The sequence below is a fragment of the Polaromonas sp. CG_9.7 genome (genome assembly GCF_015752205.1).
In the GTDB taxonomy this organism is placed as follows: Bacteria; Pseudomonadota; Gammaproteobacteria; order Burkholderiales; family Burkholderiaceae_C; genus Polaromonas.
Window position 1 is genome coordinate 25,323 of the sequence record NZ_JADOVG010000012.1, and the last position, 13,994, is coordinate 39,316.

Genomic DNA, 13,994 nt, shown 5'->3' on the forward strand with positions numbered 1-13,994 from the left:
CCTTATCGAAAAAGGTTAACCGCTACAGACAGCTGCCATTGCCCACGGGGCAAGCCTTAAAGCAAGGGATGGCGGCGGCTAATGGCGGTTTGACCTGGAGGCCGGTGGCGAGAGGATTTACGAATTTTCCTGCTCGGCTTGGCACGCGGCGTCACCACTTTCAACGCTTTTTCCACGTTCAACGACACCTCGGCAACGCCGACGCCTATCAGCCCCAGCGCCTCGGCGGCGGCCCGGCTGACGTCGATCACGCGGTCCGAGGAAAACGGTCCCCGGTCGTTGATGCGCACATCGACTTCGCGGCCCAAGGCCAGACTGCGCACCCGGACGATGGTGCCAAAAGGCAGTGTCCTGTGGGCCGCTGTCAGCGCATATTTGTCATAGCTCTCGCCGCTGGCGGTGGGGCGGCCGTGGAACTTCCCGCCATACCATGATGCATTGCCGCGCTCCAGTTCCCGGGCGTCTTCGCCGGTAAACTGGTATTTTCCATCCACCGGAATGTCCGGCGTCACGGGCGCTTCGGCCTCGACGGCGGGCGCTGGGGTTTCAATTTGCTTGCGCAGGCGCCTGGCAATGAAATCGGCCAGGCGCGACGGTCGCGGCGTGTTCTCGGTGAAGGGTGCCGGTGGAGGCGTTGCCTGAAGCGATTGCGTGGGCGCTGGAGTGGCTAAAACCAGTGCCGGGTCACTCGGATCAGCCATATCTGCCGCAGCTGCTGGAGGCGTTGAATCCGCAGGCACGGGGGGCTCGGACGGCGTGGCGCAGCCAGCCAGCAGCGCAAAAAGGCCGGCGGCCAGCCAGCCTCTGGCGGCCGCCGGAAAAGCGAGAACCGGCCCGGCCATCAAGCCGGCGTCAACCGGCGAATGATCTCGGACGTCGCTGCCGCCTGGTTCATCGTATAAAAATGAATTCCCGGCACGCCCGCTGTGCGCAACTGCTCGCACATGTCGGTTATCACGTCCAGTCCAAAACTCCTGATCGAGGCGATGTCGTCGCCAAAGCCCTGGAGCCGCAAACGGATCCAGCGCGGAATCTCGGCACCACAGGCATCCGAAAAGCGCATCAACTGGGTTGAACTGGTGATCGGCATGATGCCCGGCACTACTGGAACATCAGCGCCCAGGCGCTGAACATCATCCACAAAGCGGAAATAGGCGTCAGCATTGAAAAAATACTGGGTGATGGCCGAATCGGCGCCGGCCCTGACCTTGGCCACAAAAGCCTGCAGATCGGCCTCGGCGGATTTGGCCTGCGGATGGATTTCCGGGTAAGCGGCCACCTCAAGGTGAAAGGCATCGCCGGTCTCGTGCCGGATGAAGGCCACCAGGTCGCTGGCGTAATGGAACTCGCCACCCGCGCCATAGCCGCTGGGCAGGTCACCGCGCAAGGCCACCAGTCGCTGGACGCCCATGGCCTGCAAGGTGGCCAGCTGGTCACGCACCGTTGACTTGGTGGCGCCGACGCACGAAAAATGGCAGGCGGCGGCCACACCCTCGTCCAGAATTGCTTTGACCGTGTTGAAGGTGCCCTCTTGCGTTGAGCCTCCGGCGCCAAAGGTGACCGAGCAGAACTCGGGCTGGCTGGCGTACAGCGCCTGTCTTGTCAGACGCAGCTTGTCCACGCCTTCAGGTGTCTTGGGCGGGAAAAATTCAAAACTGACCGGAATGTTCATCACGGGCTTTCTAGTCGCTGGTGTCGTTGTTGTCGGCTTTTTTGCCGCGCCGCTTGGCCGGTCCATGCTGGCCGGCATGCGCGGCTTCGGCCGCCTCGGAGTCTTCGTGCGGCTCGCGGGAGGCGCGCATTTCGCTGCGCGACACGCGCTTGGCGACTTGTCGTTTCGGCGCAGCGGCCAGCGGCTGGTCTTCGCCCTGCACTTCGTGGCCCTTCCTGGCCTGGATGAAAAATTCGCGGTTGCCGTCGCCGCCAGCAATCGGTGAGGCCAGCCAGGCCTTGACCTCCAGCCCCAGGGCGGCGCAGGTATCACGCAGGCGCTTTTCCACAAAATCGAAATGCACCGGGTCGCGCACGATGCCGCCTTTGCCGATCTGGCCGGGCTGCAACTCGAACTGCGGCTTGACCAGCATCAACAGCTGGCCGTCCGCTTTAAGCAGGCGCGCCACGGCGGGCAGCACCAGCGTCAGCGAGATAAAGGACAGGTCGCCGGTCAGGAAATCGAACACCGGGCTGAAACCGTCCATGTCCTGGTCGCTGTAGCCGTCTTCCTCGACATCGGCAAACGTGTCGTCGTCCAGGCTGCTGCCATGCAAGGCGCGCCGGTAATGTTCGGTCAGCTCGTCGGCCGTCAGCGAACGCGCATTCACACCCTCGATGCAGACCACGCGCTCGTCGCTGCGCAGGCTGTCGTGCAACTGGCCGTGGCCGACATCGACGCCCACGACCTGAACAGCGCCATGCTGCAGCAGGCAGTCGGTAAAGCCGCCGGTGGACTGGCCGATGTCGAGGCAGCGCAGGCCGCTCACGTCCAGGCCGGTTGCTTTCAGCGCGCCTTCGAGCTTCAGGCCACCGCGCGAGATGTATTTCGCCTCGGTGGTGTCGAGCAGTTGCAGTTCGGCAGCGGCAGGAATCTCGTCGCCGTTCTTGGCGATTTTTTTCCACGCCACCGCCTCGTCAACCCGCCAGTGGACGCCCGAGGCAATCAAGCGCTGGGCCTGGGAACGGGTAGTGGCATGGCCGTGTTCGACCAAAAATAAATCAGCGCGCATAAAGTTGGGGCAACGTCAAGGTTGCGTACAGGAAAATAAAACCATCATTTCGATAGCTGATGGCGCATGCCCAGCATGCGCCAGAGGCCAATTCGGCTTAAAAAATCCCCTGCACCGTGATGCAGGGGACGCCAACCACTTCAATAGCGGTAGGTGTTGGCTTTGTACGGGCCGGCCTTGGACACGCCAATGTACGCGGCCTGCTCGTCACTCAGCTCGGACAGCATCGCGCCGACCTTTTTCAGGTGCAGGCGGGCGACTTTTTCATCAAGGTGCTTGGGCAACACATAGACCTTGCCGGCGTCGTATTCATGCTGCTTGGTGAACAGTTCAATCTGCGCAATCGTCTGGTTGGCAAAGCTCGACGACATGACGAAGCTCGGGTGGCCCGTGCCGCAGCCCAGGTTCACCAGCCGGCCCTTGGCTAGCAGGATGATGCGCTTGCCATCCGGAAAGATCACATGGTCGACCTGCGGCTTGATTTCTTCCCAGGTGCATTTCTCCAGCGACACCACGTCGATCTCGTTGTCGAAGTGGCCGATGTTGCAAACGATGGCCTGGTCCTTCATGGCCGCCATGTGCTCATAGGTGATGACGTTCTTGTTGCCGGTGGCGGACACGAAGATGTCGCACTTGTCGGCGGCGTATTCCATGGTGACGACCTTGTAGCCTTCCATGGCGGCCTGCAACGCGTTGATCGGATCGATCTCGGTGACCCACACCTGGGCGCTCAGTGCGCGCAACGCCTGGGCAGAGCCCTTGCCGACATCGCCGTAACCGGCGACAAGGGCGACCTTGCCGGCAATCATCACGTCGGTGGCGCGCTTGATGGCGTCGACCAGCGACTCGCGGCAACCGTAGAGGTTGTCGAACTTGGACTTGGTGACCGAGTCGTTGACGTTGATGGCGCGAAACGCCAGCGTACCCTTGACCGACATTTCATTCAGGCGCAACACGCCGGTGGTGGTTTCCTCGGTCACGCCGATGATGTTTTTCAGACGGCGGCTGTACCAGGTCGGGTCTTGCGCCAGTTTGAACTTGATGGCGTTGAACAGGCAGGTTTCTTCTTCGCTGCCGGGGTGTTCCAGCAGACTGGGGTCTGTCTCGGCCTGGGTGCCCAGATGCATCAGCAGCGTGGCATCGCCGCCGTCGTCCAGGATCATGTTCGGGCCTTCCTCGGGCGTGCCCTTGTGGCCGGTGAATTCAAAGATGCGGTGCGTGTAGTCCCAGTAGTCGGCCAGGCTCTCGCCCTTGATGGCGAACACCGGTGTGCCTTCGGCGGCAATCGCGGCGGCGGCATGGTCTTGCGTCGAGTAAATGTTGCACGACGCCCAGCGTACTTCGGCGCCCAGCGCCTGCAGCGTCTCGATCAGCACGCCGGTCTGGATCGTCATGTGCAGCGAGCCGGTGATGCGCGCGCCTTCCAGTGGCTGGGACGCGGCAAATTCCTGCCGAATGGCCATCAGGCCGGGCATTTCGGTTTCGGCGATTTTCAGCTCTTTGCGGCCCCAGGCGGCCAGCGACAGGTCGGCAATGATGTGGTCAGTGTTCAGGATGGTCTTCAGTACGGCGTTCATTTGGGAACTCTCCAAAATCAGGTTCAAGCGGGCAAAATAGCCACGACCGCAGGGCTTGTCAAGGGAAGTGTGGAATTCACTCACCCGGCATCAAGGCACATGCGGGTGAGCGTGGTTGCAAGAAAAAGTCCTGAGCCTAGACCACATGCCGTGGGTTGCAACGCTCCTCAGGAGAGCATATATTGTACAGAACGCTCCACGCCAGGCCGCGCATCGCGGCAAAAGCCTGCATGCCAGAATGGCGCGATGCAAGCACTTGAACACTGGCCGATCAACAGCCGCCGCCGAATCACCGGCGTTTTCACCGACATCGACGACACCCTGACCACCGAAGGCGCCATCACGCCCGACGCACTGGGCGCGCTGGCCGCACTGAAAGCCGCCGGCCTGGACCTGATCGCCATCACCGGCCGGCCGGTCGGCTGGAGCGCGCCCTTTGCGCGGGTCTGGCCGGTCAATGCCATCGTTGCTGAAAACGGCGCAGTGGCGCTGCTTTCAAGCCAAAACGGGCTTCAACCTCTGTCTGGCGGGCGTGGGCAGCTGTCAAAGATCTACCAGCAGGACGAAGCGACACGGCAAACCAATTACGCCCGCATGCAGCAGGTGGCGGCGCGTGTCGTGCGCGACGTGCCCGGCGCGGTGATCTCGCAAGACAGTCCGGGGCGCGAGACCGACATGGCCATCGACCACAGCGAATTCGCGCACCTGCCGTCAGCCGCCATCGCCCTGGCCGTGCAGATCATGCAGGACGAAGGCATGAACGCCACGGTCAGCTCGATCCACATCAACGGCTGGTTCGGCCCCCACAACAAGCTGCAGGGCGCGCGCTGGATCGTTCGCGAATTGCTGGGCCGCGACCTGGATGCCGAAATGGACCGCTGGGTGTACGTTGGCGACTCGACCAACGACCAGCTGATGTTCGAGGCCTTTGGCAACTCGGTTGGCGTGGCCAATGTGCGGCGCTTTGAAGCGCAACTGAGCCACCTGCCGCGCTACATCACCCGGGACGAGCGCGGCGCGGGCTTTGCCGAAGTGGCCGCCGCCGTGCTGGCGGCGCGCGCCGATTAAAAAGCAGGCTGACGCGTCAGGACGGCTTGCCCAGCCCCAGCTTTTCGACCAGCGCTTTTTCCTTCAGAAAGGTTTCCTGGGCGAACTTGGTGTAGGCGGCCGTGCTCATGTAGTTGGGCAGCATGTCATAGCGACCGAGCGCGGCCACGTAGCTGGGCTCTTCCATGGCTTTCTTGAACGCATCGTGCAGCCGCTTCACCACGTCGGGCGGCGTGCCCTTGGGCGCACCGATGCCGAAGGGCGAGTTCTGCACGATGTCGTAGCCCAGTTCCTTGAGCGTGGGCGCATTGGGAAACTTGTCCAGCCGCTTCTCGCCCCAGGTGTTCAGCACCCGCAGCTTGCCGGCCTCGACCTGCGGCGCAAAACCGGTGCTGTCGGCCGCCGCCATCAACTGGCCGCTGACCACCGCCAGCATCAGGTCGGCGCTTCCCTTGTAGGGAATGTGCAGCAGCTTGATGCCGGCCTGTTGCGCGATCAACTCGGTGGTCAGGTGCGGGCTGGTCAGCGTGCCGGTCGAGCCATAGCTCAGCTCGCCGGGATGGGCCTTGGCATAGGCGACAAAGTCGGCCCAGGTCTTGAACGGCGAGTCGGCCGGCACGACGATGCCGAAGGCATAACCGGTGACATTGAGCACATAGGTGATGTCCTGGACCGGGTCCCAGTTGATCTTGGTGGTGTACGGCAGGCGAAACACGCCCAGCGGAATCTGCGCCAGCGTGTAGCCGTCGGCCGGCGCTGTCTGCAGCTGCTGCGCCGGCAGCGTGCCGCCGGCGCCGGGTTTGTTGTCGACGATCACCGGTTGGCCAAGGATTTTCGAGGCGTTGTCGGCCAGCGAGCGCATGGTGATGTCGGTCGGCCCGCCAGCCGGAAAGGCCACGATGAGCTTGATCGGACGGACCGGAAAGCCCTGGGCCTGGGCTTGAGCGAAAGGGGCACCCAGCGAACCCAGTGCGGGAACAGCCAGGGCGGCGGCGGATTGAAGCAGTTGGCGGCGTTGCATGAAGGCGTCTCCTGAAAGGTCTGGCAGTTGGCGAAACCGCCATGATGCGTCACTCCGGCCCCGGCCACATCAGGGCAACACCTGAAGCGCTGTCGCCTGCGCGTCAGGTGGTTTTACAAGCCTTTCAGGGTGTTTGCGCAATGGGCGCGGTCACAGTCAGCTATTTATTTCATAGCACATACGATTTTCCGGATCGCGCCAGCACGCTCGCCAGCGCCTTGCCGGTCGGTGTTGCCAGTGCCACCACGGCCTCGGGCGGCGCGGACGCGACGACCAGGCCACCGGCGTTGCCGCCGTCCGGCCCCAGGTCGATCACCCAATCGGCTTCGGCGATCACGTCGAGGTCGTGCTCAATGACGATCACGCTGTGGCCGCCGTTGACCAGCCGGTGCAGCACATGGATCAGCTTTTCCACATCAGCCATGTGCAGGCCGACGGTCGGCTCGTCGAGCACATACAGCGTGTGCGGCGCTTTCTGGCCGCGCCTTGTGATGTCATCGCGCACCTTTGACAGTTCGGTCACCAGTTTGATGCGCTGCGCCTCGCCGCCCGACAGCGTGGGCGACGGCTGGCCGAGCGTGAGATAACCAAGTCCCACGTCTTTCAGCAATTGCAGCGGATGGCCGATGGCGGGCATGGCGGCGAAAAAGTCCACCGCTTCATCGACTTCCATCTTCAGCACGTCGCCGATGCTCTTGCCGCGCCAGGTGACGGCCAGCGTCTCGGGGTTGAAGCGCGCACCGTGGCAGGTTTCGCACAGCACCTTCACATCGGGCAAAAAGCTCATGCCGATGGTGCGAACACCCGCGCCCTCGCAGGTCGGGCAGCGGCCTTCGCCGGTGTTGAAGGAAAAGCGCCCGGCCGCGTAACCACGCGCGCGCGCTTCGAGCGTGTCGGCAAACAGCTTGCGCACCGTGTCCCAGAAGCCGATGTAGGTCGCTGGACAGGAACGCGGCGTCTTGCCGATGGGCGTCTGGTCGACCTCCAGCACGCGGTCCACGGCGCGGTAGCCGTCGATGCGCTCGCAACCGGTCCAGACCGGGTGTTTTCCGGCGTCGTCGGCTTCGCGGCCGGCTTTCGTCGAGCGCAGCGCAACGCCGGCGTGGACGTTGGTCAGCAGCACGTCGCGCGCCAGTGTGGATTTGCCGGAGCCCGACACGCCGGTGACCGCGACCAGCCGGTACAGCGGGACATCGACCGAAACGTTTTTCAGGTTGTGCAGGCTGGCGCCTTCGACTTTCAGCCACGAGGTGTACTCGCTGGTGGAGGCGGGCGCGGCGTTGTGCAAGGCGCTGGCCGTGGCGGCTGCGGCTTTGAGGGCTGCAGCTTTCAGGGCGGCTTGCTTGGCTTTGCTGACAGGTTTGGTTGGGGTGGGGGAGCCCTCACCCCCGCCCTCTTCCTGAGGGAGAGGGAGTAAATCCGCCGCGCGTACCAAATCACCAGCGCCGGCATCCGTTTCGCTCCCTTGCCCGGCTGGCTTCGTCACACGCCGCGCATGCAGCGGATGAATCAGCGGATTCGCCAGATAGCGCCCGGTCAGCGATTCCGGCACGGCGGACAGCTGCGCCGCCGTGCCTTGCGCCACCAGTTGCCCGCCGCGCTTGCCGGCGCCGGGGCCGATGTCGATGATGTTGTCGGCCCGGCGAATGGTGTCTTCGTCGTGCTCGACCACCACCAGCGTGTTGCCGCGCTCGCTGAGCTTGCCCAAAGCGCCCAGCAAAATCTGGTTGTCGCGCGGATGCAGGCCGATGGTCGGCTCGTCCAGCACGTAGCACACGCCCTGCAGATTGGAGCCGAGCTGCGCCGCCAGCCGGATGCGCTGCGCCTCGCCGCCCGACAGCGTGGGCGCGCCCCGGTCAAGCGTGAGGTAGCCCAGGCCCACATCTTCGAGGAATTCGAGCCGGCTCTTGATCTCGGGAATCAGGTCTCTGGCAATGCCGGCTTCGCGACCCGTCAGCGCCAGCGTGTCCACCCAGGCGCGGATCGCGGTGACGCTCAGACGGGCGATGGCGGTGATGGGCCAGCCCTGGCCCGTGCCATCGTCCAAAAGCGCAAGTTCCTGCTTGAAATAGGCCTTCCCGCTTGATGGGCTTGCGTCAGCAGCTATCAATTTTGAAAAGCCGGCGCCAAAGCGCACGGCCCGCGCCGTGGCATTGAGCCGCGCTCCCTGGCAGCCGGGGCAAACCGTGTCCAGCACGTCGTCGGTCTCGGGTTCGCCGAAGGTCTGCTCGCGGCCCTTGTTGTCGTCCGTGTTCAGCACCGAATCGTCAAAGGCCTGGCGCTGGTCCTTGGTCAGCTTGACGCCGGTGCCGACGCAGTCCGGGCACCAGCCATGCTTGCTGTTGTAGCTGAACAGGCGCGGATCGAGTTCGGGGTAGGAGGTCGAACACACCGGGCAGGCGCGCTTGGTCGAGAAGGCTTCGAGCTTGCCAATCGCCTGGGTGCTGGTGCCGGCCAGCATCGCTTCGCGCAGGCCATCGAGCGGCGCCAGCACATGCACCACGCCCTTGCCATGCTCCAGCGCGCTGGCCAGCGCGGCACGCAGTTCGGCCTCGTTGTCAGGCGTGACGTGAATGTCGGCAATCGGCAGCTCGACCGTGTGTTCCTTGAAGCGGTCGATGCGCGGAAACTTCGTCGTCGGCAGGAATTCGCCATCGACGCGCAAGTGGGGGTAGCCACGCGGCCGCGCCCAGTCGGCCAGCTCGGTGTAAACGCCCTTGCGGTTCATCACCAGCGGCGCCAGCAGGCCGATGTGCTGGCCCCGGTAATGCTTCAGCAGCTGCGCGGCGATGCTCTCGGGGCTTTGCGGCATGACCGCCGCGCCGTCCTTGGTGCAATGCTGGATGCCCAGCTTCACGTACAGCAGGCGCAAAAAGTGCCAGACCTCGGTGGTCGTGCCGACGGTCGATTTGCGCCCGCCGCGCGACAAGCGCTGCTCGATCGCCACGGTCGGCGGAATGCCATAGACCGCATCCACCTCGGGCCGGCCGGCCGGCTGCACGATGCTGCGGGCATAGGCATTGAGCGATTCGAGGTAACGGCGCTGGCCTTCATTGAACAAGATGTCAAACGCCAATGTCGATTTGCCCGAGCCGCTGACGCCGGTCACCACATTGAACTTGCCGCGCGGAATATCGACCGACAGGCTTTTGAGGTTGTTTTCCTTGGCGTTGACGATCTGGATCAGGTTGGAGAACGCCGGCCGGGTCTTCCAAGCCTTGGGGCGCTGTTCCTCGACCTGGTGCGTCTGGTTCATGGTCAGTTCGTACTCGCGCAGCGCCAGCGCCGTGTGCGACGTGGGATGCTGACGCACGAGCTCCGGCGGCCCTTCGGCGACCAGCAGACCGCCGTTCTCACCGCCTTCGGGGCCCAGGTCGATCAGCCAGTCGGCCGAGCGGATCACGTCGAGGTTGTGCTCAATGACGATCAGCGAATGGCCGGCTTCCAGCAGCCGGCGCAGCGCGCGCATGAGCTTGGCAATGTCGTCGAAATGCAGCCCGGTGGTCGGCTCGTCGAACAAAAACAGCGTGCCGCGATGCGGGCGCATCAGCGCCAGCCCCTGCCGGCTCAGGCTGGGTTTGGCCGCCGACTTGCTGGCGCCGGCCAGGAAGCCCGCGAGCTTGAGCCGCTGCGCTTCGCCGCCCGACAGCGTGGGCACCGGCTGGCCGAGCTTGACGTACTCCAGCCCCACATCGACGATGGGCTGCAGTGCGCGTATGACTTCGCGGTCCTGGGCGAACAACTGCACCGCTTCGCTGACGGTCAGGTCGAGCACATCGGCCACATTCAGCAAGCGGGGCATGAGCTGGCCAATGGCTTTTCGCTCGATGGTGACCTCCAGGATTTCGGGCCGGTAGCGCTTGCCGTCGCAATCGGGGCAGCGCAGGTACACGTCACTCAGGAACTGCATCTCGACATGCTCAAAGCCCGAGCCACCACAGGTCGGGCAACGGCCGTCGCCGTTGTTGAAGCTGAATTTGGTCGCGGTGTAGCTGCGTTGCCGGGACAGCGGCGACTGGGCAAACAGCTCGCGCACCGCATCCCAGGCGCCGACATAGCTGGCCGGGTTCGAGCGCGCGGTCTTGCCGATGGGCGACTGGTCGACAAACACCACGTCCGTCAGGTGGTCGGCGCCCATCAAGCGGTCATGCAGGCCCGGCGTTTCGGTCGCCTTGCCGAACTGGCGCAGCAGCGCGGGCGCGACGATGTCCTGCATCAGCGTCGATTTGCCCGAACCGCTGACGCCGGTCACGCAAACCAGGCGCTGCAGCGGAAACTCGATGGTCAGGTTTTGCAGGTTGTGGTCGCGCGCGCCTTCCAGGATCAGGCGCGGCGTGCTGTCCGTCACGGCGCGTTTCAGCCCCATGCCGACCTGCTTGCGCCCGCCGAGGTAGGCGCCGGTCAGCGTGTCGGCATGCCGGACGTCCTCGGGCGGGCCGTCGAACACGATCTGCCCGCCCCGCTCGCCGGGCCCCGGTCCCATGTCGATCATGCGGTCGGCGGCCAGCATCACCGCCGGGTCGTGCTCGACCACGACCAGCGTGTTGCCGGCATCGACCAGCCGGCGCATCGCCTGCGTGATGCGGTTCATGTCCCGCGGGTGCAGGCCGATGGACGGCTCGTCCAGCACGAACAGCGTGTTGACCAGCGAGGTGCCCAGCGCCGTGGTCAGGTTGATGCGCTGCACCTCGCCGCCCGACAGCGTGCGGCTCTGGCGGTCCAGCGTCAGGTAGCCGATGCCCACGTCGCACAGGTATTTCAGCCGGGTCTGGATTTCCTCGAACAGCGACTTCAGCGCCTTCTGTTCGGCATCAATGCCCTCGGCGGTCAGCGACAGGCTGCCGGAGAATTTTTGCAGCCGGTCAATCGGCAAGCGCATCAGGTCGTGCAGGCACAGCCCCGGCATCGCTTCGAGTTGCGCGCGGGTCCATTGCACACCGACCGGCATGAAACGCTGGTCCGGCGGCAACACCGCATCGGCGGCTTCTTTCGTGCCCAGCCGCCATTGCAGCGATTCGAGCTTCAGGCGCGCGCCACCGCAGGTGTCGCAGGTGGTGTAGCTGCGGTACTTGGACAGCAGCACCCGGATGTGCATCTTGTAGGCCTTGCTTTCCAGGTAGGCAAAAAACCGCTTGATGCCGAACCAGTGCCTTTCCCATTTGCCCTTCCAGTGCGGCGAGCCGTCGATGACCCAGGCCTGCTGCCCGGGCGTGAGCTTGTACCAGGGCGTGTCGCGCGGAATGCCCTCGGCCTCGGCATGGCGCATCAAATCGTCCTGCGCTTCCTTCCAGGCTGGCGTCTGCATCACCTTGATGGCGCCGGCGCGCAGCGTGAGCTTGTCGTTCGGGATCACCAGCCCGTAATCGACGCCAATCACCCGGCCAAAGCCCTTGCAGGTCTCGCACGCGCCCATCGCCGAATTGAAGGAAAAAAGCGACGGCGTGGGTTCGGTGTAGCGCAGGTCGCTGTCGGGGCAATGCAGCCCAGTGGAAAACTGCCACATCTCTTCGACGGCACTTTCCTCACCGTTCTGGACATAGACATTGAGCCGGCCGCCGCGCTTCAGCGCCGTTTCAATCGCTTCGATGGCGCGGATTTTCTCAGTGAGGTGCAGGCGAAAGCGGTCGGCCACCACGTCAAGCAGCTTGTGCGGACCGGCGGGCGTGGCGACTTCGCGTTGCGCATGGACCCGGGTGAAGCCGCTGGCCGACAGCCACTGTTCGATCTCTTCGGCGCTGGTGTTGCCCGGCAGTTCGACCGGAAAGGTCATGATGACGCGCGGGTCGCTGGCCTCGGTGCGTGCCATCAGTTCGGCGTAGATGGATTCGGGCGTGTCGTGGCGCACCGCCTGCGCGGTCTGCCGGTCAAACAACAGCGCAGCCCGGGCATAGAGCAGCTTCAAATGGTCGTTCAGCTCGGTCATCGTGCCCACGGTCGAGCGCGACGAGCGCACCGGGTTGGTCTGGTCGATGGCAATCGCCGGCGGCACGCCTTCGACCTTGTCCACCGCCGGCTTGTCCATGCGGTCAAGGAACTGCCGGGCGTAGGCCGAGAAGGTTTCAACATAACGGCGCTGGCCTTCGGCAAACAGTGTGTCGAACACCAGGGAGGACTTGCCCGAGCCGCTGGGGCCGGTGACCACTGTCAGTTCGTTGGTCCGAATGTCGAGGTCAATATTTTTGAGATTGTGCTGGCGCGCGCCGCGAATGCGGATGATTCCCTGGGACATCGGTGAAGGTCTTTCCTGAAGAAGTCGAACATTTTAGGGTTCCTCAACGGCGTACGTGCGCATGGCAAAAAGCAGCCCCAACGGGCATGGCGCTTCACGGATTTGCAGAAAAACAGCGGTGCTTCTACACAAAAAGAGGGGGCAATGGCGGGCCGTCCATCAAATCAGGCTGGCATGGATTTCGGCAAGCCCCGCCACTAATGGTTTTCATATAGTCAGGCGATGAGACTTTGCCGTTAAATGAAACACTTCTTTCATTTAAATACACATTGCCACAATGAAAAAAATATTCTTGTCTTTCACCGCCATCCTGGTTTGCGCCCTGAGCCTTGCCAGCCAAGCCCAGATCCTGATTGGGCAGACGGCAGGGTTTACAGGCGCTGTAGGTGCTGGCGTCAAGGAAACCACGGACGGTGCTGTGCTTTACTTCAATTCAGTCAATGCCAAAGGCGGTGTGGGGGGACAAAAGATCGAATTGATTTCCATGGACGACAAGTTCGATGTCCCACTGGCGGTGGACAACACGCGGAAGTTGATTCAAGAAAAAAACGTGGTGGCGATGTTCCTTACACGCGGCACGCCACACACCGAAGCCATTATTCCCCTGCTTGACAAGCATGGCGTGCCGCTGGTCGGACCTTCTGCAGGTTCAATGGTGCTGCACCAGCCTGTCAGGAAACATGTTTTCAATGTGCGGGCAACCTACCAGCGCGAAGCAGAAAAAGTCATTTCACATTTTGCGACCATGGGCATTACCCGGATTGCACTGGTCTACACCGACGACAGCTTTGGTGCCGATGGGCTGGCCGGTGCCCAAAAAGGCATGACAAGGGCCAAGCTCACGCCAGTGGCAATAGAAAAACTCAACCGTGCCAATCCCGACTTCAGTGGGATAACGCCCAAAATCTACCAAGCCAATGCGCAGGCCGTCATCATGGTTGCTTCAGGACAGGCGGTCGCCGCGGGACTGAAGGCCTTGCGTGCGGCGGGCTCTGCTGCGCAGGTCGCAACCTTGTCCAACAATGCCTCCAGCGGCTTTGCAAAGAGTCTGGGTGACAACGCGCGCGGCGTGATCGTGACGCAGGTGTTTCCATCAGAACGGTCCATCAATTACTCAATGGTCAAGGAAGCCCAGGACTTGCTCAAGGCCAGTTCCAAGGCTCCGGGGGAACTCAGCCCGGCGATGCTGGAGGGTTTTGCGGCGGCCAAGGTGCTGGTGGAAAGCCTGCGCCGTGCCGGCCCCAAGCCGAGCCGTGAAACAATCCAGACGGCATTGGAAGGCATGCGCAAGTTCGACCTCGGGGGGCTGGAGGTGAACTTCAGCCCGGAGGATCACACCGGACTTGATTTTGCAGACCTGTCCATCATTGGCGCCGATGGCAAGTTCAAGCGTTGAT

General features: G+C 63.3%; 8 protein-coding genes and 1 riboswitch. Of the genes, 2 read left to right on the plus strand and 6 right to left on the minus strand.

Annotation, left to right across the window (positions count from 1 at the left end):
* Window positions 1-56: 56 nt before the first annotated feature.
* The 4 genes from IWX87_RS19955 to ahcY form a co-directional block, all read right to left on the minus strand.
* Window positions 57-701 (minus strand): septal ring lytic transglycosylase RlpA family protein, encoded by a 645-nt coding sequence (locus tag IWX87_RS19955; protein ID WP_304609488.1) that lies wholly within the window; start codon window positions 699-701, stop codon window positions 57-59.
* A gap of 140 nt (window positions 702-841) precedes the next feature.
* Window positions 842-1,672, minus strand: a complete 831-nt coding sequence (gene metF, locus IWX87_RS13095; protein ID WP_196863968.1) for a methylenetetrahydrofolate reductase [NAD(P)H] — start codon at window positions 1,670-1,672, stop codon at window positions 842-844.
* A 10-nt stretch (window positions 1,673-1,682) separates the two neighbouring features.
* Window positions 1,683-2,723 carry a TlyA family RNA methyltransferase gene (locus tag IWX87_RS13100; RefSeq protein WP_196863969.1) on the minus strand — a complete coding sequence of 347 codons (1,041 nt, stop codon included), beginning with the start codon at window positions 2,721-2,723 and terminating at the stop codon, window positions 1,683-1,685.
* Window positions 2,724-2,863: 140 nt separating this feature from the next.
* Window positions 2,864-4,300 (minus strand): adenosylhomocysteinase, encoded by a 1,437-nt coding sequence (gene ahcY / locus IWX87_RS13105; protein WP_196863970.1) that lies wholly within the window; start codon window positions 4,298-4,300, stop codon window positions 2,864-2,866.
* Between the two features lie 100 nt (window positions 4,301-4,400).
* Window positions 4,401-4,475: riboswitch (S-adenosyl-L-homocysteine riboswitch) on the minus strand.
* A 71-nt stretch (window positions 4,476-4,546) separates the two neighbouring features.
* Between ahcY and IWX87_RS13110 the strand changes: the two genes are divergently transcribed.
* Window positions 4,547-5,368 (plus strand): HAD-IIB family hydrolase, encoded by an 822-nt coding sequence (locus IWX87_RS13110; protein ID WP_196863971.1) that lies wholly within the window; start codon window positions 4,547-4,549, stop codon window positions 5,366-5,368.
* Between the two features lie 16 nt (window positions 5,369-5,384).
* Here IWX87_RS13110 and IWX87_RS13115 read toward each other — a convergent pair whose 3' ends face one another.
* Both IWX87_RS13115 and uvrA read right to left on the minus strand, forming a co-directional pair.
* Window positions 5,385-6,368 carry a tripartite tricarboxylate transporter substrate binding protein gene (locus IWX87_RS13115; RefSeq protein ID WP_196863972.1) on the minus strand — a complete coding sequence of 328 codons (984 nt, stop codon included), beginning with the start codon at window positions 6,366-6,368 and terminating at the stop codon, window positions 5,385-5,387.
* A 169-nt stretch (window positions 6,369-6,537) separates the two neighbouring features.
* On the minus strand, window positions 6,538-12,597 hold the full coding sequence (uvrA, locus tag IWX87_RS13120; RefSeq protein ID WP_196863973.1) for an excinuclease ABC subunit UvrA: 6,060 nt from the start codon (window positions 12,595-12,597) through the stop codon (window positions 6,538-6,540).
* A 277-nt stretch (window positions 12,598-12,874) separates the two neighbouring features.
* Here uvrA and IWX87_RS13125 point away from each other — a divergent pair, with 277 nt between their 5' ends.
* Window positions 12,875-13,993, plus strand: coding sequence for an ABC transporter substrate-binding protein (locus tag IWX87_RS13125; RefSeq protein ID WP_196863974.1), 1,119 nt, complete (start codon window positions 12,875-12,877; stop codon window positions 13,991-13,993).
* Window position 13,994 lies beyond the last annotated feature (1 nt).

Coding starts and splice junctions, on each gene's coding strand:
- IWX87_RS19955 (WP_304609488.1), bottom strand. CDS start 701: ATGGCTGATCCGAGTGACCCGGCACTGGTTTTAGCCACTCCAGCGCCC.
- metF (WP_196863968.1), bottom strand. CDS start 1,672: ATGAACATTCCGGTCAGTTTTGAATTTTTCCCGCCCAAGACACCTGAA.
- IWX87_RS13100 (WP_196863969.1), bottom strand. CDS start 2,723: ATGCGCGCTGATTTATTTTTGGTCGAACACGGCCATGCCACTACCCGT.
- ahcY (WP_196863970.1), bottom strand. CDS start 4,300: ATGAACGCCGTACTGAAGACCATCCTGAACACTGACCACATCATTGCC.
- IWX87_RS13110 (WP_196863971.1), top strand. CDS start 4,547: ATGCAAGCACTTGAACACTGGCCGATCAACAGCCGCCGCCGAATCACC.
- IWX87_RS13115 (WP_196863972.1), bottom strand. CDS start 6,368: ATGCAACGCCGCCAACTGCTTCAATCCGCCGCCGCCCTGGCTGTTCCC.
- uvrA (WP_196863973.1), bottom strand. CDS start 12,597: ATGTCCCAGGGAATCATCCGCATTCGCGGCGCGCGCCAGCACAATCTC.
- IWX87_RS13125 (WP_196863974.1), top strand. CDS start 12,875: ATGAAAAAAATATTCTTGTCTTTCACCGCCATCCTGGTTTGCGCCCTG.